Here is a 20126-nt window from a genome sequence, read left to right on the forward strand (position 1 = left end):
CACAGGGCGTGCGGACGGTGAGGGCCGTGCTGCCGGGGAGACCGTGCCGGCCTGAGGGAGACTGATGCCATGGGGACGCCGGCCGCGGGAGGCGGCGGACCGGGCTAGGCCGAGACGGCCTCGTTGATCGCCGAGATCATGGCGTCGAGGTTGTTCAGCCCGTATCCGATGAGGTACCAGCCGGCGGAATCGAGGTAGGTGACGGCATCGTTCTTCGCGGCGTCCGTCCGGTCGACCAGCTCGTTGTCGAGCACCGCGGCACCGGCTGCGCCCGCCTCGCCGACTGCTGCGTCCCGGTCGATGACGAACAGGTGGGCGGGATTGACGTCCGCGATGTATTCGAAGGAGACGGCCTCGCCGTGCGTGCCCTCGGACGTGACGGTCGCGGCGGGTTCCACGCCCAGTACGTCGTGGATGAGGCCGAAGCGGGAGCCCGCGCCGTAGGCAGTGACCTCACCGGCGCTGGTCATCAGGATCAGCCCGTTGCCGGCGGTCGCCGCGGCCTCTCGGGTCTCGGAGATGGTTGCATCGAGTGCCTCGAGGCGCTCGGCCACCTCGTCCTCCAGCCCGAAGATCCGCCCGAGCGACGCGGTGTGCTCCTTGAAGCTGGGAATCGGATCGGCTGCGTCCACGCTGAGGTCGATCGTGGGAGCGATCTCCGTCAGTTCGTCGTAGGAGTCCGCCACCCGCCCGGAGATGATGATGAGATCGGGGGCCGCGGCGGCGATCGCCTCGAAGTCGGGCTCCTTCATCGAGCCGATGGACGTGGTCCCGCCGCCGGCGTAAGCCGAGAGCTGAGCCGGGAGTGTCCCCTGCGGCACGCCGTCGACGTCGACGCCGAGGGCATCGAGGGTGTCCAGTGCGCCGAGGTCGAAGGTGAACACGGTCTCCGGGTCGACGGGGACCTCGGTGGTTCCCTGGGCATGGTCGATGGTGACGGTCGATGCGGTGGCCGGTTCGTCGGCCGCCTCGGAGGAGCCGCCGCAGGCGGTGAGGGCCAGGGTGACCGCAGCTGCGGCGGACAGGACGGCGAGGCGCACGTGTGCCATGGGAGACTCCAGGGGTTGGGCCGGCCGATGCCGGGCGAAGAAGTAAGGAGAGCCTTACCTCATCGAATGTAGGGGGATACCCGTCCATTACGCAAACAAACTGTGCCCTAATCCGACATGACGTACGTCACAGCACGCGCCGGGAGAGATGAACTGGCACTCGCCTTGACCGAGTGCCAGCCCTTGCATACAGTCGGAGTTGGCACTCACTCGTTGTGGGTGCTAATCCCGAGGGAAGCGTTCACCGGCACCGCGACGACGGTTCACGCCCAGCCCGACGGCCTTCAATCCATTGGTAACCAACGCAAAGGAGAGCCCGAGTGTCGGTCTCTATTAAGCCCCTTGAGGATCGCATTGTCGTCCGCCCCCTCGAAGCCGAGCAGACCACTGCTTCCGGCCTCGTCATCCCGGACACGGCCAAGGAAAAGCCCCAGGAGGGCGAGGTCGTAGCAGTTGGACCGGGTCGCGTCGACGACAACGGCAACCGCGTCCCCGTCGACGTCGCCGAGGGCGACATCGTCATCTACTCGAAGTACGGCGGAACCGAGGTCAAGCACGGAGGCCAGGAGTACCTGGTGCTCTCGGCTCGCGACGTCCTCGCCATCGTCGTCAAGTAGCACCCACAGGAGAAACCCCGGCCCGTCGTGGCCGGGGTTTTTCTCGCTGCACCAGCCTGAAAGGAATCAACAATGGCAAAGCAGTTGGAATTCAACGACGCCGCCCGCCGTGCCCTCGAGGCCGGCGTGGACAAGCTCGCGAACACCGTCAAGGTGACGTTGGGCCCGCGCGGACGCAACGTCGTGCTCGATAAGAAGTGGGGCGCCCCCACCATCACGAACGACGGCGTCACGATCGCCCGCGAGGTCGAGCTCGATGACCCGTACGAGAACCTCGGCGCACAGCTGGCCAAGGAAGTGGCGACCAAGACCAACGACGTCGCCGGTGACGGAACCACCACCGCGACCGTCCTCGCCCAAGCTCTCGTCAAGGAAGGCCTGCGCAACGTGGCCGCCGGCGCGGCGCCCGGGCAGCTCAAGCACGGCATGGAGGTGGCGGTCGAGGCCGTCGCCACGCGCCTGCTGGAGAACGCCCGCGAGGTCGTCGGTCAGCAGACCGCCAACGTCGCCTCCATCTCCGCCCAGAGCACCGAGGTCGGAGACCTGCTCGCCGAGGCCTTCGAGAAGGTCGGCAAGGACGGCGTCATCACGATCGAGGAATCCTCGACCACGCAGACCGAGCTGGTCCTCACCGAGGGCATGCAGTTCGACAAGGGATACCTCTCCCCGTACTTCGTGACCGACGCCGAGCGCCAGGAAGCCGTCCTCGAGGACGCGCTCATCCTGATCAACTCCGGCAAGATCTCCTCGCTGCAGGAATTCCTGCCGCTGCTCGAGAAGGCCCTCCAGGCCGGCAAGCCGCTCTTCATCATCGCCGAGGACATCGAGGGCGAGGCCCTGTCCACGCTCGTCGTCAACAAGATCCGCGGCACCCTGAACGTCGTCGCCGTCAAGGCGCCCGGCTTCGGTGACCGCCGCAAGGCCATGATGCAGGACATCGCCACCCTCACGGGTGCACAGGTCGTCTCCCCGGATCTCGGGCTCAAGCTCGATCAGGTGGGTCTCGAAGTGCTGGGTTCCGCACGCCGGATCACGGTCACCAAGGACGCCACCACCATCGTCGACGGCACGGGCAGCGAGTCCGACGTCGCCGACCGCGTGGCGCAGATCCGCGCCGAGGTCGAGCGCACCGACTCCGACTGGGATCGCGAGAAGCTCCAGGAGCGCCTCGCGAAGCTCGCCGGCGGCATCGGCGTCATCAAGGTCGGCGCCGCCACGGAGGTGGAGCTCAAGGAGAAGAAGCACCGCATCGAGGACGCTGTGTCTTCCACGCGTGCCGCTCTCGAAGAGGGCATCGTCGCCGGTGGTGGCTCCGCGCTGGTGCACGCCGGCAAGGCGCTGGACACCGACCCCGCCGTCCTCGCACTCGAAGGTGACGCCGCGACGGCCGTCGGGCTCGTCCGCCGTGCCCTCGCCCAGCCGCTGCGCTGGATCGCCGAGAACGCCGGCCACGAGGGCTACGTCGTCGTCGCCAAGGTCTCGGACCTCGAGGTGGGCCATGGCTTCAACGCCGCGACCGGCGAGTACGAGAACCTGGTGGACGCCGGCATCATCGACCCCGTGAAGGTGACGCGCTCCGCACTGCGCAACGCGGCCTCCATCGCGGCCCTGGTGCTGACCACCGAGACGCTCGTCGTCGAGAAGCCGGAAGAGTCCGACGACGAGGGCCACGGCCACTCGCACTAGGACCTCATCGGCGGCTCGACCTTTCGAGCAGCGGTCTGGATCAGAAGCACCCCGGCTCCTCGGAGCCGGGGTGCTTCTGTGTTCCGCCTCTTTCGAGCGGGCACCCTCGGTCGCCCTGTTCGACGCATCGAGCCCACATGGGACGCCGAGCCGTGGGAATGTTCGAACACTCCCACTCCGGGAAGGCCGGGGTGGGATCGGAAGGTCTTCGGGGCCGACGACGAAGCCCCGGCCACTCCTTCGAGTGCCGGGGCTTCGTGGTGCTGCGGGGTACTCGGACCCCGGAGCGGGGATCAGGCGTCGACGACGATGGCGGTGACGACCGGCTGCCGGTTGTAGAACCGGCGCATCCAGTTCGCCGTGGCCCGTTCAATGATGTCCTCGGGGTCCTGGCGGCGGCCGCCCTGCCGGTTCGAAGCGGCGTCGCGCAGAGCCTTCTCGACTGCTGCGCCGGCCTTGTCGAGGTCCTCGTTGGAGCACGAGAAGCCCTTGGTGAAGAACTCGGGCGCCTCGACGATCTCGCCGTTGTCGGGGTCGATGATCGCGAGGACCGTGACCACGCCCTCCTCGGCCAGGCGCCGGCGCTCCACGAGGTCCTCCTCGGCCAGGCGCCGGCGCTCCACGAGGTCCTCCTCGGTGATGCCGCCGACGCTGTCGCCGTCGACGAACACGAGGCCGGCGTCGACCTTGCCCGAGATGGTGGCGCGGCCGCGGGCGAGGTCGACGGTCACGCCGTCCTGGGCGATGACGACGTTGCGCGGGTCGACGCCGGTCGCGACGGCGATCTCCGAATTCGCGCGGAGGTGGCGCCACTCGCCGTGCACGGGCATGACGTTGCGCGGCTTGACGATGTTGTAGCAGTAGGCGAGCTCACCGGCGCTCGCGTGGCCGGAGACGTGGACCTTGGCGTTGCCCTTGTGGACCACGTTGGCACCGATCTCGGTGAGTGCATTGATGATGCCGTAGATCGCGTTCTCGTTGCCCGGGATGAGCGAGCTCGCGAGCAGGACCGTGTCACCCTCGCTGATGCGGATCGCGTGGTCCTTGTTGGCCATGCGGGACAGGGCGGCCATGGGCTCGCCCTGCGATCCGGTACAGATCAGGACCACCTTGTGGTCGTCGCTGCGCTCGAGCTTCTTGAAGTCCACGAGCAGGCCCTGCGGGATGTTGAGGTAGCCCAGGTCCGCCGCGATGGTCATGTTGCGGACCATCGAGCGTCCCACGAACGCCACCTTGCGGCGGTGGCGGTGCGCGGTGTCGATGATCTGCTGGATGCGGTGGATGTGGCTCGCGAAGCTCGAGACGATGATGCGGCGCGGGGCGGTGCGGAACACGGCGTCGATAGCCGGGCCGAGGTCCTTCTCCGACGTCGTGAAGCCCGGGACGTCCGCATTGGTGGAGTCGGTCAGGAACAGGTCCACACCCTCGGCGCCGAGGCGCGCGAACGAGCCGAGGTCCGTGATGCGGCGGTCCAGCGGGAACTGGTCCATCTTGAAGTCACCCGTGTGCAGCACCATCCCGGCCGCGGTGCGGATGGCGACGGCGAGGCTGTCGGGGATGGAGTGGTTGACGGCGACGAACTCGAGATCGAAGCCGCCCATGGTCCTGCGGTCGCCCTCCTTGACCTGGACGGTCTTCGGGGTGATGCGGTGCTCCTTGAGCTTCGCCTCGATGAAGGCCAGTGTCAGGCGCGAACCGACCAGGGGGATGTCCGCCCGCTCCTTCAGGAGGTACGGGACACCTCCGATGTGGTCCTCGTGGCCGTGCGTGAGGACGACGGCGACGACGTCGTCGAGCCGGTCCCGGATGGAGGAGAAATCGGGGAGGATGACGTTGATGCCCGGCTGGTGCTCCTCCGGGAAGAGGACGCCGCAGTCGACGATCAGCAGCTTGCCGTCGAACTCGAACACGGTCATGTTTCTGCCGATCTCACCGATCCCGCCGAGGGCGACGATGCGCATGGCTCCCTTGGCCAGTTCCCGTGGTGCTGTCAGTGCGGCAGGTCTTTTATTCACAGATTTAGGTTTCTTTCAGTGGTGGCGGGGGCAGGGCAGTGGCCGCTGGACGAGTGTCGTCGAGGCCGGTCATCCCGGCGAATCCCTGAAGTGGTCCCGGTCGGGCCGGGCGGATACTCCCTCTAGGGTACGACGTCCGGTGCCTCAACGGCGGATCGGCCGGCCGGTGCACGAGGGCGCCGGGTCCGGGGCGGAGGTCACGAAACGATAAACTAGAACCCCGTGTCCAGTTCTTGCCGTCCGTGCCTCGAGGAGGAACAGCGTGTTGTCCGTCCTGCAGAGTACTCCTCCCGCCGGTGGGACACCGGTCCGTGATCAGGCGGGTGAGCGGCGCTTCCGTCCGGAGGTGCAGGGTCTGAGGGCGGTGGCCGTCGCCATGGTCGTGGTCTACCACGTCTGGCTCGGTCGCGTCTCGGGCGGGGTCGACGTGTTCCTCCTGGTGTCGGCGTTCCTTCTCACCCTGACCTTCACGCAGCGGCTCGAGTCCGGGAAGCCGGCGGCCCTCGTGGGGTACTGGCTCGGCCTGCTCAGGCGACTGCTGCCGGCCGCCGTCGTCGTCCTCCTCGCTGTGCTCGCAGCGACGGCAGCCTACCTGCCGAGCTCGCGGTGGCGGTCCGTCTTCGACCAGACATGGGCGTCCCTGACCTACCGGCAGAACTGGGAGCTCGCGGGAAACGCCGTCGACTACTACGCGCTCGACGACAGCGCGGCGAGTCCCCTGCAGCATTTCTGGTCGCTCTCCGTGCAGGGCCAGGTCTTCCTGCTCTGGCCCCTCCTGTTCGCGGCGTGCGCCGTGCTGGTCCGGAGGTCCTCGCTCCGTCCGAGGCCCGTCCTCCTGGCGGTGTTCGGCACGATCTTCGTCCTGTCCCTCGCGTTCTCGATCTGGCAGACGGGAACGGACCAGGCCGCCGCGTACTTCGACACGCGAGCGCGGCTCTGGGAGTTCGCCCTCGGCTCCCTCGTGGCGCTCGTCCTGCCCTACCTCCGACTTCCGATGCGCGCGCGGATCCTGCTGGGGTGGACAGGGGTGGCCATGATGCTGGCCTGCGGGCTGCTCCTGCAGGTACAGCAGCAGTTCCCGGGGTACATCGCCCTCTGGCCCACGCTCGCCGCGGCCGCCGTCATCGTGGCGGGCCGGACGGGCAGTCGCGCCGGCGTGGACCGCTGGTTGTCCTCGGCACCCTGCCTGCAGCTCGGCGGGGCCTCCTACGCGCTGTACCTGTGGCACTGGCCCGTCCTGGTCATCTGGTTGATCGTCGCGGAGAAGCCGACCGCGGGCCTGCTGGACGGGGCTGTGGTCATCGCCGCATCCCTCGTGCTCGCCGTGCTCACGACGCGCCTCATCGAGGCCCCCGTGGCGTCGTGGTCCTGGCTGTCCGGACGACGACGGCGCACGGGCCTCGTCCTGGCGGTCGTGCTCGCACTGGTGGCCGTGCCGCTCTCGGGCTGGGAGTACAGGGTGCAGGCGCAGGAGACGGCGGCGGAACAGCAGACATCCGCCGACAACCCCGGCGCCGCCGCACTCTCACCCGGGTTCCGCTTCAGCGGCTCCGACGATGCCCTGGTGATGCCGCTCGCCAGCAGCCTCGGCGGCGAGTGGCCCGCCGCGGACGGCCCCTGCGCCGAGGGCCTCATGCCGGCGGACCCACTCCTCGCGTCCTGCGTGCAGACCGGGGACCCGGCCGCGGCGGAGCGCACCGTGCTGCTGCTCGGCGACTCCCACTCCAAGATGTGGATGACCGCTGTCGGTGCCATGGCCACCGGGAACAACTGGCTGGCCGTCTCGGTGCACCGGCCGAGCTGCCGTCTCGTCGATGCGCCCGGAACCGTCGACGCCGCGTGTTCGGCCTTCAACCGGGCAGCCGTCGCCTACGCCCTCGAACTGGCGCCCGATGCCGTCCTCACGGTCGGCACGCGCACGGACTGGAGTTCGCCGGCCGAAGAGGTTCCCGAGGGGTTCGAGGAGGGGATCGCACCCCTTCTCGAGGCGGGCATACCCGTGGTGGGGCTACGGGACACGCCGCGCTTCGAGGAGGACATGGCCGAGTGCACGGCGCTGCATTCCGGCGATGTCGAGGCGTGCGACGTGCCGGCCGGCGAGCTCCTGGCGCCGTCCTCGCCGCTCGCCGCCGTCGCGGCCCGCGTGGAGGGCCTCGAGCACATGGAGCTGACCGATCTCATCTGCCCGGGGGAGATGTGCCACGGGGTGATCGGGAACGTACGCACCTACATGGACCGGGACCACCTCTCCCGGACCTACGTGGCGACGACCACGCCGGTCTTCGAGAAACGCTTCCGGGCCGCGTTGGGCTGGTGACGTGAGCGCTGTCACCGGAATAGGGGGGTCACCCGATCCGTTCTAGACTGAAACAGCCCGCGGGCCCACCCGCTGAAGGCCCCTGACCCACCCCCATCGGGCGATACCGAAAGAGGCAGCATTGAGCGAGCAGTCCGGCCAGAACGAGACCCACGACCCCTTCGGATTCATCGGCCTGACGTACGACGACGTGCTCCTGCTCCCCGGCCACACCGACGTGATCCCCTCGGAGGCGGATACGTCGTCGCGCATCTCGAAGCGCATCACGGTGCGGACACCGCTGCTCTCCTCGGCGATGGACACCGTCACGGAGTCGCGGATGGCCGTGGCCATGGCGCGTCAGGGTGGCCTGGGCGTGATCCACCGGAACCTGTCGGTCTCCGACCAGGCGGACCAGGTGGACCGCGTGAAGCGCAGCGAGTCCGGCATGATCACCAATCCGCTGACCATCGGTCCCGACGCCACGCTGGCCGAGCTCGACGAGCTCTGCGGCCACTACCGGGTCTCCGGTCTTCCCGTGGTCGACGACGCCGGCCACCTCCTCGGCATCGTCACGAACCGCGACACGCGCTTCGTCCTCGAGCGCGACTTCCCGCGCATGCTGGTGCGCGAGGTCATGACCAAGATGCCCCTCGTCACGGGTCACGTCGGCATCAGCGGGGACGACGCCATCAACCTCCTCGCGGCCAACAAGATCGAGAAGCTGCCCCTCGTCGACGACGAGGGGATCCTCCGGGGCCTCATCACCGTCAAGGACTTCACGAAGGCCGAGCAGTACCCGCTCTCCACGAAGGACGACGACGGCCGCCTCCGCGTCGGCGCAGCGATCGGCTTCTTCGGCGACGGCTGGGAGCGCGCCATGGCGCTGGTGGACGCCGGCGTGGACGCGCTGTTCGTGGACACCGCGAACGGGCACAGTGCCGGCGTGCTCGAGATGATCGCCCGGCTGAAGGCCGAGAAGTCCCTGGCGCACGTCGACATCATCGGTGGTCAGGCCGCCACGCGCGAGGGCGCCCAGGCGCTGATCGACGCAGGAGCGGACGGCATCAAGGTGGGCGTGGGCCCGGGGTCCATCTGTACCACCCGTGTGGTCGCCGGCGTCGGCGTCCCCCAGGTCACGGCGATCTACGAGTCGGCGAAGGCAGCGATCCCCGCGGGGGTGCCGGTCATCGCCGACGGCGGCCTGCAGTACTCGGGGGATATCGGCAAGGCGATCGTCGCGGGCGCGGACACGGTGATGCTCGGCTCGCTGCTCGCAGGCTCGGCCGAGGCTCCCGGCGAGCTGATCTTCGTCAACGGCAAGCAGTTCAAGACCTACCGCGGCATGGGCTCCCTCGGGGCCATGCAGACGCGCGGCAAGAACACCTCGTACTCGAAGGACCGCTACTTCCAGGCGGATGTCACGGGCGACGACAAGCTGATCCCCGAGGGAATCGAAGGGCGCGTCGCATACCGCGGGCCGCTGGCGTCGGTGGCCTACCAGCTCGTGGGCGGTCTCCGTCAGACCATGTTCTACACGGGAGCGCGGACCATCCCCGAGCTGAAGGCCAAGGGCAAGTTCGTCCGGATCACGGCCGCCGGCCTCAAGGAATCCCACCCGCACGACATCCAGATGACGGTCGAGGCGCCCAACTACGGCTCCAAGTAGCGCGGCCGCCGGCATCAGCCTTCTCGCCGAGGGGGCTGCTGCCGTATGAGCGGACTGCCGCAGCCCGAAGCCACGGCCCGTCGGAAGCTCCGCCTCGGACCCTACGCCCGCGCCGTCGGACAGGTCCTCGTCGTCAGCGCGAAGGCCTCGCCCGGCGCGGTCGCCATGAAGATCGCGGGTTCCCTGATCTCGGCGGTCCTGCCGCTCGTCACCACCTACTTCGCGTCCCTGACGACGACGGCGCTCGCCGCGGCCTATGCCGGTGACCCCGACGCGGGCCGGTCCGCCGTCGTCTACGTGATCGTGACGGCCGTACTCGGGCTCCTGTGGGGGGCGTTCACCAGCGTGGACCGCTACATCCAGCAGGTCCTCAGCTTCCGCGTCGGCGCGATCGTGGGCGACCGCATGTACGAGCGGTTCCTCGCGCTCGAGTTCTGGCGGTACGACGACAAGGACACCGTGGACCTCTACGACAGGGCCCGCCGTTTCTCCGACTCCTACGCCCGGGTGCTGGACCGCATCGCCGCGATCTTCACGCAGCTCGCCTCGGTGGTGCTCGCGATCGGCGCGCTGCTGCTGGTGAGCTGGTGGGTCGCGCTGATCGTCCTCGTGGCGATTATCCCCAGCGTCTACCTCCAGTTCCGGCTCTCACGCGAGCAGATGGCGCACTGGAACACGCAGGTGGACTCACGCCGGCAGCGGCGCATGATCGAGAACAACCTGATGAAGCCGCAGCACATCGCGGAGATGCGCCTGTACGGGATCGTCCGCCATCTCATGGACCTGCGGTCCACCCTGCGCGACGCCGACGAGAAGCGGCGGCTGGATTTCCAGAAGAAGTACATCCCCAAGCAACTCCTCGCGGACGCCCTGCAGTACGGGGCCGAACTGCTGGCGCTCGTCTGGATCGTGGGCCAGATCATCGTACGTGCGCAGCCCGTGGGCCAGTTCCTGTACGTGCAGCAGATCGTGAGCCGGGCGCTGAGCACGGCGAACAATCTCGTGTCCTCGCTCAGTTCCATCGACGAGGACCTCGCGAACCTGAAGGACTACGAGCAGTTCATGGACTTCCCGCTGTCCACCGCTGCCCGCGGCCGGCTGGCGGAGGCGCCGTCCGCCGTCGAGCTCCGCGACATCCACTTCACCTACGCAGGCGGGGAGACCGAGGTGCTCAGGGGTATCTCGATGTTCTTCGAGCGGGGCACGCACATCGCGATCGTGGGGGAGAACGGCGCCGGCAAGTCGACGCTGATCAGGGTCCTCGCCGGCCTGTACCGGCCGAGCGAGGGGCAGGTGCTGCTCGACGGCCGGGACCTCCGGGAGATCGCCATCGACGACTGGCACCAGCACCTGGCCGTCATGTCCCAGGACTTCCTGCGCTACGAGTTCGCGACGGCGGAGAACAACATCTACTTCGGTGACGTCCACCGTCTGCGCGACGACGAGCGGGTGCGCGAGGCGGCACGGGATGCCGAGGCCGCCGAATTCATCGAGAAGATGCCGAACGGTTTCGAGAACTACGTCAGCAACTGGATGGAGGACCCCCGCGGGCGGAAGGGCAGCGGCCTGTCGGGCGGCCAGTGGCAGCGCCTCGCGATGGCCAGGAACTTCTACCGGGACGCGCCCTTCATCGTGATGGACGAGCCGACGTCGGCCATCGACGCCCTCGCCGAGCACCGGATCTTCACGCGGCTGTTCGCCGACCGCTCCCGGACCATCGTCGCGATCAGCCACCGCCTCGCCACGATCGAGAAGGCGGACGTGGTGTACATGCTCGAGGACGGGCGTGTGGTCGAGTCCGGTACACACCGCGAACTCGTCGCGCTCCGCGGGCGGTACTACCGCATGTTCGAGAGTCAGCTGCCGGAGGCCTGAGGGGCTGACGCCGGCACCCGGCCCGCCGGCACCCGGGCACGCGGTGCCGTCCGTGGCGCGGGCACCGGCTCAGGGCTGCAGGGCGACGTCGGTGCCCTCGAGGGTCGCGCGGAGGCCGTCCTCCCGGACCACGACGTCCTGCAGCACGAGTCCCTCCGGCAGTCCCTCGATCTCGTGCTCGAAGGTCACCGAGCCGCGGACCACGGCGGCGAGGGCGCTGGAGAGGACGTCGGGCCCTCCGACGTCGATCGAGCGCGGTTCGAGGACCAGGCGGCCGTTCTCGACGTCGACCGTACCGGTCGCGACGACCCGGATCTCACGGCCGAAGGCCTCGACCGTCCGCACCACGGCCGCCTGTCCGTCCTGCGCGGCCCGCACCTCCGAACCGTCACCCACCTCTTCAGCGACCACGTCGAAGGGCACGGTCGCGTCGACGGTCAGCCGTGCGGCCACCACGTCGTCCGGACCTGTCACCACGCCGTCGCCGACGGCCCGAACGTCCCGCAGCGTCGATCCCGAGGCGACAACCGTCTCCGCGTCGAGCCGCAGACTCGCGAACCACACCCCGTCGTCCCCCAGGCCGGCAGGAGGTGCAGCCGCGGGGACGTCCGCACCCTGCGACGCGGGCGGAACGCCGTCGTCCGCAGCGCTGCCGGCGGGCTCGCTCACCGCCCACCAGAGGATGGCCACCGCCGCCAGCAGGAGCAGGATCATCCCGACGGCCCCGATCAGCCAGTCCTTCGCACGTGTCGTCGTCATGGGGACAGTCTGGTCGGTCGCGTCGCCGGAGGACACTCCATCCGGTCCCTGCCAGGCGACGATGCCGCTTCCGTGGCAGCGACCGAGGCCGTGACCGGGGGACGCGCGCCGCGGGCCGACGGCGTGAGGGACCGGGATCACCGCCGGGCGGACTGCCGCTTTGCGCTGCCTCCGCTGCTCCTGCGAGGATGTCCGGGCACGATAGTCAGGAGACAGGGACGGTGAGCATGCTGGGGACCTCGAAGGCCCGGAGCGCCGCGGTGAGCGGGGTGGCCCACGGGGCCTGCTGTGCCCCGGTGCCGTCGCCGGCCCTCCAGCACGCAGCGCCCAGCCTCCACGGCTGACAGAGCCGACCGCACGCCTCGGTGTGCGTCTCCCACCCGATCCGGGTCGTCGATGTACCCTCGACGTCCATTCGGGCGTCCCTTCGGCGATTTCCCCTGCGTGCTCGACCCGGCAGAGACCGATACCCCTCGATTCCTCCTCTGCAAAGGTGCTCCTCCATGCTCCCCCTCTCCATTTCCGACATCCGCTCCTCCTTCATCAACGCCACGCGCTCCGAGGCCGCGAAGCTCACCCCGCCGAAGAATCTCGAGGACCTCGACTGGGAGAACCTCGACGTCCTCGGCTGGCGGGACCCGAAGATGCCCCTGCGCGGGTACCTCGTCCTGCCCACGGACCGGGGCCCCACGGGAATCCTCCTGCGGGCTCCCGAGAGCGGCGCGCGGAAGAACCGCTCCGTGCTCTGCGAACTCTGCCGGGATGTCTACTCGAAGGAGGACGTCCTCCTCTGGGTCGCCCGCCGGGCCGGGCAGTCCGGGCGTGACGGCAACAGCGTCGGAACGCTCATCTGCGCCGATTTCGTCTGTTCCTCGAACGTCCGCAGGCAGCCGCCCGCCAGCGAGATCCATCCGGACCCGGCCGTCGTCGTGCTCCGGCAGGTGTCCGGTCTGCAGGAGCGTTCGGCGATGTTCCTCGATCGCGTGCGGCAGCAGGAGGCCGTCCGCGCCCCTGGGCTAACCTAGAGCAGTGACTTATGAGATCGAGATCGGCCGAGGCAAGCGCGGACGCAGGGCATATTCGCTGGACGACGTGGCGGTGGTGCCCTCCCGACGGACGAGGGACCCGCTGGACGTCTCGGTGAACTGGCAGATCGACGCGTACGGATTCGAGATGCCGGTGGTCGCCGCACCCATGGACTCGGCGATGTCCCCGGCCACGGCGATCGCCATGGGGCGCCTCGGCGGCCTGGGGGTCCTCAACCTCGAAGGGCTCTGGACCCGGTACGAGGATCCCCAGCCGGTCCTCGACGAGATCGCAGGACTGAGCAGCGAGAACTTCAGTCCCGCTGCCACGCGCCGCATGCAGGAGCTCTACGACGCGCCCATCCGGGCCGAGCTCATCACCAGCCGCCTCGCCGAGATCCGGGAGGCCGGGGTGACGGTCGCGGGCTCCCTCACCCCGCAGCGCACGCAGCAGTTCTACAAGACCGTCCTGGCGGCGGGCGTGGACATCTTCGTCATCCGCGGCACCACCGTCTCCGCCGAGCACGTGTCGAAGAACGAGCAGCCGCTCGACCTGAAGACCTTCATCTACGAACTCGACGTCCCCGTGATCGTCGGCGGGGCGGCCGGGTACACCCCGGCGCTGCACCTCATGCGTACGGGTGCCGCCGGGGTCCTGGTCGGCTTCGGGGGAGGGGCGACGACGACGACGCGCCGCGCGCTCGGCATCCACTCGCCGCTCGCCTCGGCCATCGCCGACGTCGCGGGAGCGCGTCGCGACTACATGGACGAGTCCGGCGGCCGGTACGTGCACGTGATCGCGGACGGCGGGATGGGCGCCAGCGGCGACATCGTCAAGGCCATCGCGATGGGCGCCGACGCCGTCATGCTCGGTTCCGCCCTGGCCCGCGCCGAGGAAGCCCCCGGCCAGGGGTGGCACTGGGGGCAGGAGGCCCACCACCACGAACTGCCCCGTGGCGACAGGGTGAGGATCGGCACCGTTGGGCCGCTGAAGGAAGTGCTGTGGGGGCCCTCGCACCACACGGACGGCACCTCGAACCTGATCGGTGCGCTGCGCCGGGCGATGGCCACCACCGGTTACTCCGATCTGAAGGAGTTCCAGCGGGTGGAAGTGGTCCTCTCACCCTATGTGTCGGTCGATTGATGGGATTAGAGTTGCGGTAGCTCCCTCGGGAGCTACCGCAACCTCCCAACGAAGGGTACGGCCATGGCATCCGGTGCACTCAGTCCGCAGAACCGCGACGACGCGCTGGGAGCGCTGAGGGCCACCTCGCAGCCCGGCCGCGAACTCGACATCCTGATCGTCGGTGGAGGCGTGGTGGGCGTGGGAGCTGCCCTAGATGCCGTGACCCGCGGTCTCACCACGGGGATCGTCGAGGCGCGTGACTGGGCCTCCGGTACCTCGTCGCGCTCCTCCAAGCTGATCCACGGCGGGCTGCGCTACCTCGAGATGCTGGACTTCGCGCTGGTCAAGGAGGCGCTCAAGGAGCGTGGCCTGCTCATCCAGCGGATCGCCCCGCACCTCGTGAAGCCGGTCCCGTTCCTGTATCCGCTGACGAAGCGGTTCGTCGAGCGACCCTATGTGGGTGCGGGCATAGCCCTCTACGACGCCATGAGCATGACGGGTGGCAACTCGCGCGGCGTCCCACTGCACAAGCACCTGAGCCGGAAAGGCACCCTGCGTGCCGCCCCGAGCCTCAAGGACGATGCCATGGTCGGCTCCATCCGCTATTACGACGCCCAGGTCGACGACGCGCGGTACGTGGTGAACATGGTCCGGACGGCCCAGCACTACGGCGCCCAGGCAGCCAACCGCGTCAGCGTGGTGGACTTCCTGCGGGAGGGCGAGCGCGTTGTGGGCGCGCGGGTCAAGGACCAGGAGACCGGCGACGAGTTCGACATCCGGGCCAAGCAGGTGGTCAACGCCACCGGGGTCTGGACCGACGAGACACAGGCCATGGTCACCGACCGCGGGCAGATGAAGGTCCGGGCGTCCAAGGGCATCCACCTCGTGGTGCCCAAGGACCGCTTCCAGTCCACCGTGGGCCTGATCCTCCGCACCGAGAAGTCCGTGCTCTTCGTCATCCCCTGGGGCCGCCACTGGATCATCGGCACCACGGACACGGACTGGGACCTCGACAAGGCACACCCCGCCGCCACCTCCAAGGACATCGACTACGTCCTGGACCACGTCAACCGCGTGCTCAAGCGGCCCCTCACGCGTGAGGACGTGGAGGGCGTCTACGCAGGGCTCCGGCCGCTCCTGGCAGGGGAGAACGACTCCACTGCCAAGCTCTCCCGCGAGCACGTCGTGGCTCACCCCGTGCCCGGTCTCGTCGTCGTCGCCGGCGGCAAGTGGACCACCTACCGTGTGATGGCGAAGGACGCCGTGGACGAGGCCACGCGCACGCTGGACGAGAAGATCCCGGCGAGCTGCACCGAGACCGTCCCGCTGCTGGGCGCCGAGGGTTACCAGGCGGCCTGGAACATGCGCGGCAAGCTGGCCGACGACTCCGGCGTGCACGTGGCACGCGTGGAGCACCTGCTCCAGCGGTTCGGGACCCAGGCGGGTGCCGTGCTGGAGCTCATCACCGAGGATCCCGCGCTGGGTGAGCCGCTCCCGGGCGCGGACGACTACCTGAGGGCGGAGGTGGTCTTCGCCGTCACGCACGAGGGCGCCCGGCACGTGGACGACGTCCTCACGCGCCGCACGCGCATCTCCATCGAATCGTGGGACCGGGGCGTCTCTGCCGCCCCCGTGGTCGCCGACCTCATGGCCCCGCTGCTGGGCTGGAGCGAACAGCAGGTGGATCGCGAGGTGACGCACTACCGCGCACGCGTGGAGGCGGAGCGGTTGAGCCAGGAACAGCCCGACGACGTGTCCGCGGACAGTGCGAGGACGAATGTCCACGACATCGTCCCGCTAAGCTAGAGGGGCCGGGGAGGCCGCGACGAGCGGCCCATCCCGGTGCGCGGCGGCCGGCAACGCGGCGGCCGCTGGGATCTTCGAAAGGCATCCAGTGAGCGACCTCTCCCTCGAGCTGCACGACGCCTTGCTCACCACCCCGGATCTCGTGATCCTCGAGATGGAGGCCGGCTCCAGGGAAGAAGCCTCGGCGCAACTCGCGGGCCGCCTGTTCGAGGCCGGACGCATCTCCGATCTCCAGGCGTTCCTGGACCAGGTGAACTCCCGCGAGCACCAGATGGCCACCGGGCTCCCCGGTGGCGTCGGCCTGCCGCACGCCCGCAGCGAGTACGTGAACCAGACATCGATCGCCGTCGGTGTCACCCGCTTCGGCTACAGCCTCGACTTCGGGGCCGTGGACGGACCGGCCACGCTCGTGCTGCTGATGGCCACGCCCGCGCAGTCCTTCTCGGAGCACCTCGAGGTCCTCGCGACGATCGCCCGCAGCCTCTTCAAGGAGAACTTCCGCGAGTCGCTGCGCCGCGCGCACGACGCCGAGGTGATCGCCGAGCTGATCAACTCGTCGCTGGTCTTCTTCGACCACTAGGGCCCCTGCGACGGAGGTCCGCTACTCGCTCCGCCAGGAATGCCAGAGCGAGGCATAGGCTCCGTCGAGCGCCAGCAACTCCTCGTGCGAGCCGAGTTCGGTGATGCGCCCGGCGTCGACGACGGCCACGCGGTCGGCGTCGTGCGCGGTATGCAGCCGGTGCGCGATCGCGATGACCGTGCGCCCCTCGAGCACTGCGTTGAGCGAGCGCTCGAGATCGCGGGCCGCCTGCGGATCGATCAGCGATGTCGCCTCGTCCAGGACGAGGGTGTGCGGGTCCGCGAGGATCAGCCGGGCCAGTGCGAGTTCCTGTGCTCGCGCGGGCGTGAGTTCGTGGGCACCCGAGCCCACCTCGGTCGCCAGACCCTCGGGAAGCTGCTTGACCCAGTCGAGAGCGCCCACGGCGCGCAGGGCGTCCTCGATCTCGCCGTCGCGCGCATCGGCCCGGCCGAGTCGCACGTTGTCGGAGACCGACCCCACGAACACATGGTGCTCCTGCGTCACGAGCGCCACCTCGCGCCGCAGGTCGTCGAGCGGACGGTCGACCAGCGGCACGCCGCCCACCGTCACGGACCCGGACGTCGGGGGGTGGATGCCGGCGATCAGGCGACCGAGCGTGGACTTCCCGGCGCCCGAGGGGCCGACGACGGCGAGGCGTTCGCCCCGTACCAGCGTCAGATCCACGCCGTGCAGCACGTTGTGCCCCGGCCGGTAGGCGTACGTGGCGCCCGACACGACGATGTCCTCGTTCGTGGGCTCCGCCGTCGTCGCCTCGCGGTCGGGTTCCACATCCTTGATGCCCACGATCCGAGCCAGCGAGGCCGCGCCCACCTGGATCTCGTCGGTCCACATGATGAGCAGGTCCACCGGGTCGATCAGGCGCACGGCGAACAGGGCGACGGCGGCGACGGCGCCCGCGGTGACGAGACCCTGCCCCGCGAGCCATCCGCCCCACAGCAGCACGGCGGCAGCAGGCAGCCAGAAGGCGACGTCCGCAGCCGGGAAGAGGACAGACCTCAGCCACAGGGTGTAGCGCTCGGCGCGGTAGCTGCTGCCCAGGGCCTCGTCGAGGTCCGTCCGGCGCAGCCCCCCGAGGTCCAGTGCGTCCACCGTGCGGGCGCCCTCGATCGTCTCGGTGATGGTCCCGTTCACCACGGCGTAGGTCTCGCGTTCGCGCATGTAGCCCGCGGCGCTGCGCCTGAGGTACCAGCGCGTCACGGGCCACAGCAGGGGGAGGCCCACGAGGAGCGCCAGGGACAGGACGGGCGAGGTGACGACGGCGGCGCCGAGCGTCAGGACGATCGTCACGACCGACACGACCACCTGCGGCACGCCGAAGCGGACGGTGTGGGACACCGCGTCGATGTCGTTGGTGGTGCGGGCCACCAGGTCCCCGGTGCCCGCCTTCTCGACCGTGGACAGGGGAAGCGCCGTGACGTCCCGCATGAAGTCCTCGCGCAGTTCGGCGAAGACACGCTCCCCGAACACCATGCCGGATCGCACGGCGTAGCGGCGGAGGACCGCCTGCACCGCGAGGAACCCGAGCATCGCGAGCGACAGGGCGGCGACGAAACCGGACGTGGCACCTGCGGACAGCGCATCGATCAGGATGCCGAGGAGGAGGGGGCCGGCCAGCCCCGCGACGGCGGAGCCCACGTACAGCGTGATCACCGCGCCGAGCCCCCTCCGGTGGTGCCGGATCAGCCGTGCGGCTTCGTCCCGTACGCTCTTCGGTCCGGCGACGGGAAGCCTGGCCGTACTACTCACTGCGGATCACCACGTTCCGGTAGGCGGGATTGCTTCTCATGAGGTCCTGGTGGCTGCCCTGTGCTGTGACGCGGCCGTCCTCGAGGAACAGCACGCGATCCGCCGTCCGCAGCATGAGCGGGCTGGCGGTGACGAGGACCGTGGCCCTGTCCTCCCGGCGACGTGCTCCCGCCAGGCGGGCGGAGATGCGCTGCTCCGTATGGGCGTCGACGGCGCTCGTCGGCTCCACGAGGACCAGGGTCTCGGCGTCGGTCAGGTAGGCCCTCGCGAGAACAAGGCGCTGGCGCTGGCCGCCCGAGAAACCCCGGCCGCGCTCGGTGACCTCGTGGTCGAGCCCGCCGTCGAGGCCCTCCAGGATGTCCAGCGCGCTCGCCGCCTCCAACGCCGCGAGCACGGCGTCGTCGTCGTGCCGTCCGTGGGGGTCGAGCTGACGGCGCAGCGGTCCGCTGAAGAGCTGGGGGGCTGCTTCGCTGACCACGATGCGGGAGCGGATGTCCTCCAGCCGCACATGACGGAGGTCCGCCCCGCCCCACCGGACGGTCGCTTCGGCGAGGACGGCGTCCTCGAAGCGACCGAGGCGCGTGACGGCCTCGGTGGACTCGGCGGGTTCGCGGGAGACGACGGCGGTCACGAGGCCGGGAGCGACGACGACGCCGGAACGCTCGTCGACGAGGACCGAGCCCGCAGGCGGAGCGGCGACGGGCGCTGTGCTCGCGGACACATTCGCATCGACGGACAGCACGGCGATGATCTTCCTCGCGCCGACGTGCGCGCGGATAGAACGGGCCACGGAGTCGGCGGCCGCGCGGATGGGCGTCATGAGGAAGATGGAGAAGCCGTAGAGTGCCACGAGTTCACCAGGAGTGATGTCTCCGGCGAGGACCAGCGACGCACCCACCCAGGTGAACACCACGCTGAAGGTGCCGGCGATGAACACCTGCGAGGCCTCGAGATCCGCCAGCGAATGAGCCACCCGGATACCCGAATCACGGGTCGCCGCCGATTTCGCCCGGTAGCGGTCCACGAAGATGTGCTCGCCGCCGATGCCGCGCAGCACGCGCAGACCGGCCACCGTGTCCGCGCCCACCGCGGTCATGGCCCCCGATGCCTCACGCTGCTCCCGCTGCCGTGCCTGCATCGGACGCACCACGAAGAGCAGGAGCCCGCAGCACACCGGGACGCCGGCGAGTACCACGACGCCGAGCACGGGGGAGGTCTGCCAGATCAGGACCGTCACGACGAGCCACGCGGCCGCTGCGCCGACCAGCCGCGTGAGCACCTCGTACACCTCGCCGAGCCGGAACGCATCCGACGCCGCCGTCGAGACGACCTCGCCCGTCGAGAGCGCGGCGGGCAGGGCGTCGCCGGTACGGCTGATCTTGTGGCCCACGAGCCGCACGGAACGGAAGGCCGCCTGCATCCAGTTGCTGACGCCCGCGCGGTGCGTCGCCGTGTCGGAGGCCGCCTGCACCACCATGAGTGCCAGGAGGACCGCTGCCCAGCCGACGAGCGAGCCGGTATCGCCCGCGATCACGCCGTCGTCGATCGCCCGGCCGAGCACGAAGGGCATCACGGCCTGCGATGCCATCCACACGGTCCCGAGGAGTATCCCGACGGCGAGCGTGGCCTTCTGGAACCCGCCCAGCCAGAGCAGGTACCGCGTGGGCGAGCGCAGGTCCGGCGCATCGGTCAGGGAGTAGGGGAAGGAGCGCACGAGGATCCACTGTAGACGGCCCCGGGCAGAAGCGATAGAGATGTGCCAATCACTTCATGGGAGCGGTCACGACAGGGCACGGGGGTGCCCGTCCGGCCGGCGCGGGACCCACCCGCGCATTCGTTGTTCTACAGAGGTACGA

15 protein-coding genes are annotated in these 20126 nt (G+C 69.4%); 9 read left to right on the top strand and 6 right to left on the bottom strand.

Annotated features, from left to right (window positions below; translation table 11 throughout):
* Positions 1-104: 104 nt before the first annotated feature.
* A complete protein-coding gene (locus FJV46_RS03840; protein ID WP_087029787.1) occupies positions 105-1049 on the bottom strand; it encodes a siderophore ABC transporter substrate-binding protein in 945 nt (314 codons plus the stop codon).
* Between the two features lie 320 nt (positions 1050-1369).
* Here FJV46_RS03840 and groES point away from each other — a divergent pair, with 320 nt between their 5' ends.
* Both groES and groL read left to right on the top strand, forming a co-directional pair.
* Positions 1370-1666 (top strand): co-chaperone GroES, encoded by a 297-nt coding sequence (groES, locus tag FJV46_RS03845; RefSeq protein ID WP_028280864.1) that lies wholly within the window; start codon positions 1370-1372, stop codon positions 1664-1666.
* Positions 1667-1738: 72 nt separating this feature from the next.
* Positions 1739-3352, top strand: a complete 1614-nt coding sequence (gene groL, locus FJV46_RS03850; RefSeq protein ID WP_087029784.1) for a chaperonin GroEL — start codon at positions 1739-1741, stop codon at positions 3350-3352.
* Between the two features lie 293 nt (positions 3353-3645).
* Here groL and FJV46_RS03855 read toward each other — a convergent pair whose 3' ends face one another.
* Positions 3646-5313, bottom strand: a complete 1668-nt coding sequence (locus FJV46_RS03855; protein ID WP_087029781.1) for a ribonuclease J — start codon at positions 5311-5313, stop codon at positions 3646-3648.
* Between the two features lie 316 nt (positions 5314-5629).
* Between FJV46_RS03855 and FJV46_RS03860 the strand changes: the two genes are divergently transcribed.
* From FJV46_RS03860 to FJV46_RS03870, 3 genes are all read left to right on the top strand, one after another.
* The gene (locus tag FJV46_RS03860) at positions 5630-7684 is read left to right on the top strand and encodes an acyltransferase family protein (RefSeq protein WP_239961503.1); all 2055 of its coding nucleotides are present in this window, start codon (positions 5630-5632) and stop codon (positions 7682-7684) included.
* Between the two features lie 121 nt (positions 7685-7805).
* The gene (gene guaB / locus FJV46_RS03865) at positions 7806-9332 is read left to right on the top strand and encodes an IMP dehydrogenase (protein ID WP_087029778.1); all 1527 of its coding nucleotides are present in this window, start codon (positions 7806-7808) and stop codon (positions 9330-9332) included.
* 45 nt (positions 9333-9377) lie between these two features.
* Positions 9378-11207, top strand: coding sequence for an ABC transporter ATP-binding protein (locus tag FJV46_RS03870; RefSeq protein WP_087029774.1), 1830 nt, complete (start codon positions 9378-9380; stop codon positions 11205-11207).
* Positions 11208-11276: 69 nt separating this feature from the next.
* Here FJV46_RS03870 and FJV46_RS03875 read toward each other — a convergent pair whose 3' ends face one another.
* Together FJV46_RS03875 and FJV46_RS03880 are read right to left on the bottom strand one after the other, a co-directional pair.
* Entirely contained in the window at positions 11277-11966 is a 690-nt protein-coding gene (locus FJV46_RS03875) for an LmeA family phospholipid-binding protein (RefSeq protein WP_087030352.1), read from the bottom strand.
* Between the two features lie 205 nt (positions 11967-12171).
* On the bottom strand, positions 12172-12381 hold the full coding sequence (locus FJV46_RS03880) for a hypothetical protein (protein ID WP_087029772.1): 210 nt from the start codon (positions 12379-12381) through the stop codon (positions 12172-12174).
* A gap of 88 nt (positions 12382-12469) precedes the next feature.
* Between FJV46_RS03880 and FJV46_RS03885 the strand changes: the two genes are divergently transcribed.
* The 4 genes from FJV46_RS03885 to FJV46_RS03900 all read left to right on the top strand — a co-directional run bounded on the left by FJV46_RS03885 (position 12470) and on the right by FJV46_RS03900 (position 16503).
* Complete coding sequence (locus FJV46_RS03885) at positions 12470-12991, top strand: FBP domain-containing protein (RefSeq protein ID WP_087029769.1); 522 nt, start codon at positions 12470-12472, stop codon at positions 12989-12991.
* Positions 12992-12995: 4 nt separating this feature from the next.
* Entirely contained in the window at positions 12996-14135 is a 1140-nt protein-coding gene (locus FJV46_RS03890; RefSeq protein WP_087029766.1) for a GuaB3 family IMP dehydrogenase-related protein, read from the top strand.
* Positions 14136-14198: 63 nt separating this feature from the next.
* Positions 14199-15923 carry a glycerol-3-phosphate dehydrogenase/oxidase gene (locus FJV46_RS03895; RefSeq protein WP_087029763.1) on the top strand — a complete coding sequence of 575 codons (1725 nt, stop codon included), beginning with the start codon at positions 14199-14201 and terminating at the stop codon, positions 15921-15923.
* An 88-nt stretch (positions 15924-16011) separates the two neighbouring features.
* Positions 16012-16503: a PTS sugar transporter subunit IIA gene (locus FJV46_RS03900; protein ID WP_087029760.1), complete on the top strand. Its 492-nt coding sequence runs from the start codon at positions 16012-16014 to the stop codon at positions 16501-16503.
* 21 nt (positions 16504-16524) lie between these two features.
* Here the strand turns inward: FJV46_RS03900 and FJV46_RS03905 are convergent, their stop codons facing one another.
* Both FJV46_RS03905 and FJV46_RS03910 read right to left on the bottom strand, forming a co-directional pair.
* Positions 16525-18270, bottom strand: coding sequence for an ABC transporter ATP-binding protein (locus FJV46_RS03905; protein WP_087029757.1), 1746 nt, complete (start codon positions 18268-18270; stop codon positions 16525-16527).
* Complete coding sequence (locus FJV46_RS03910) at positions 18263-19984, bottom strand: ABC transporter transmembrane domain-containing protein (RefSeq protein ID WP_087029754.1); 1722 nt, start codon at positions 19982-19984, stop codon at positions 18263-18265. The genes FJV46_RS03905 and FJV46_RS03910 overlap by 8 nt, the downstream gene beginning before the upstream one ends.
* Between the last annotated feature and the right edge of the window lie 142 nt (positions 19985-20126).

This window comes from Arthrobacter agilis (assembly GCF_006494655.1).
GTDB classification, from domain to species: domain Bacteria; phylum Actinomycetota; class Actinomycetes; order Actinomycetales; family Micrococcaceae; genus Arthrobacter_D; species Arthrobacter_D agilis.

Coding starts and splice junctions, on each gene's coding strand:
- FJV46_RS03870 (WP_087029774.1), top strand. CDS start 9,378: ATGAGCGGACTGCCGCAGCCCGAAGCCACGGCCCGTCGGAAGCTCCGC.
- FJV46_RS03895 (WP_087029763.1), top strand. CDS start 14,199: ATGGCATCCGGTGCACTCAGTCCGCAGAACCGCGACGACGCGCTGGGA.
- FJV46_RS03840 (WP_087029787.1), bottom strand. CDS start 1,049: ATGGCACACGTGCGCCTCGCCGTCCTGTCCGCCGCAGCTGCGGTCACC.
- FJV46_RS03885 (WP_087029769.1), top strand. CDS start 12,470: ATGCTCCCCCTCTCCATTTCCGACATCCGCTCCTCCTTCATCAACGCC.
- groL (WP_087029784.1), top strand. CDS start 1,739: ATGGCAAAGCAGTTGGAATTCAACGACGCCGCCCGCCGTGCCCTCGAG.
- FJV46_RS03880 (WP_087029772.1), bottom strand. CDS start 12,381: ATGGACGTCGAGGGTACATCGACGACCCGGATCGGGTGGGAGACGCAC.
- FJV46_RS03875 (WP_087030352.1), bottom strand. CDS start 11,966: ATGACGACGACACGTGCGAAGGACTGGCTGATCGGGGCCGTCGGGATG.
- FJV46_RS03855 (WP_087029781.1), bottom strand. CDS start 5,313: ATGCGCATCGTCGCCCTCGGCGGGATCGGTGAGATCGGCAGAAACATG.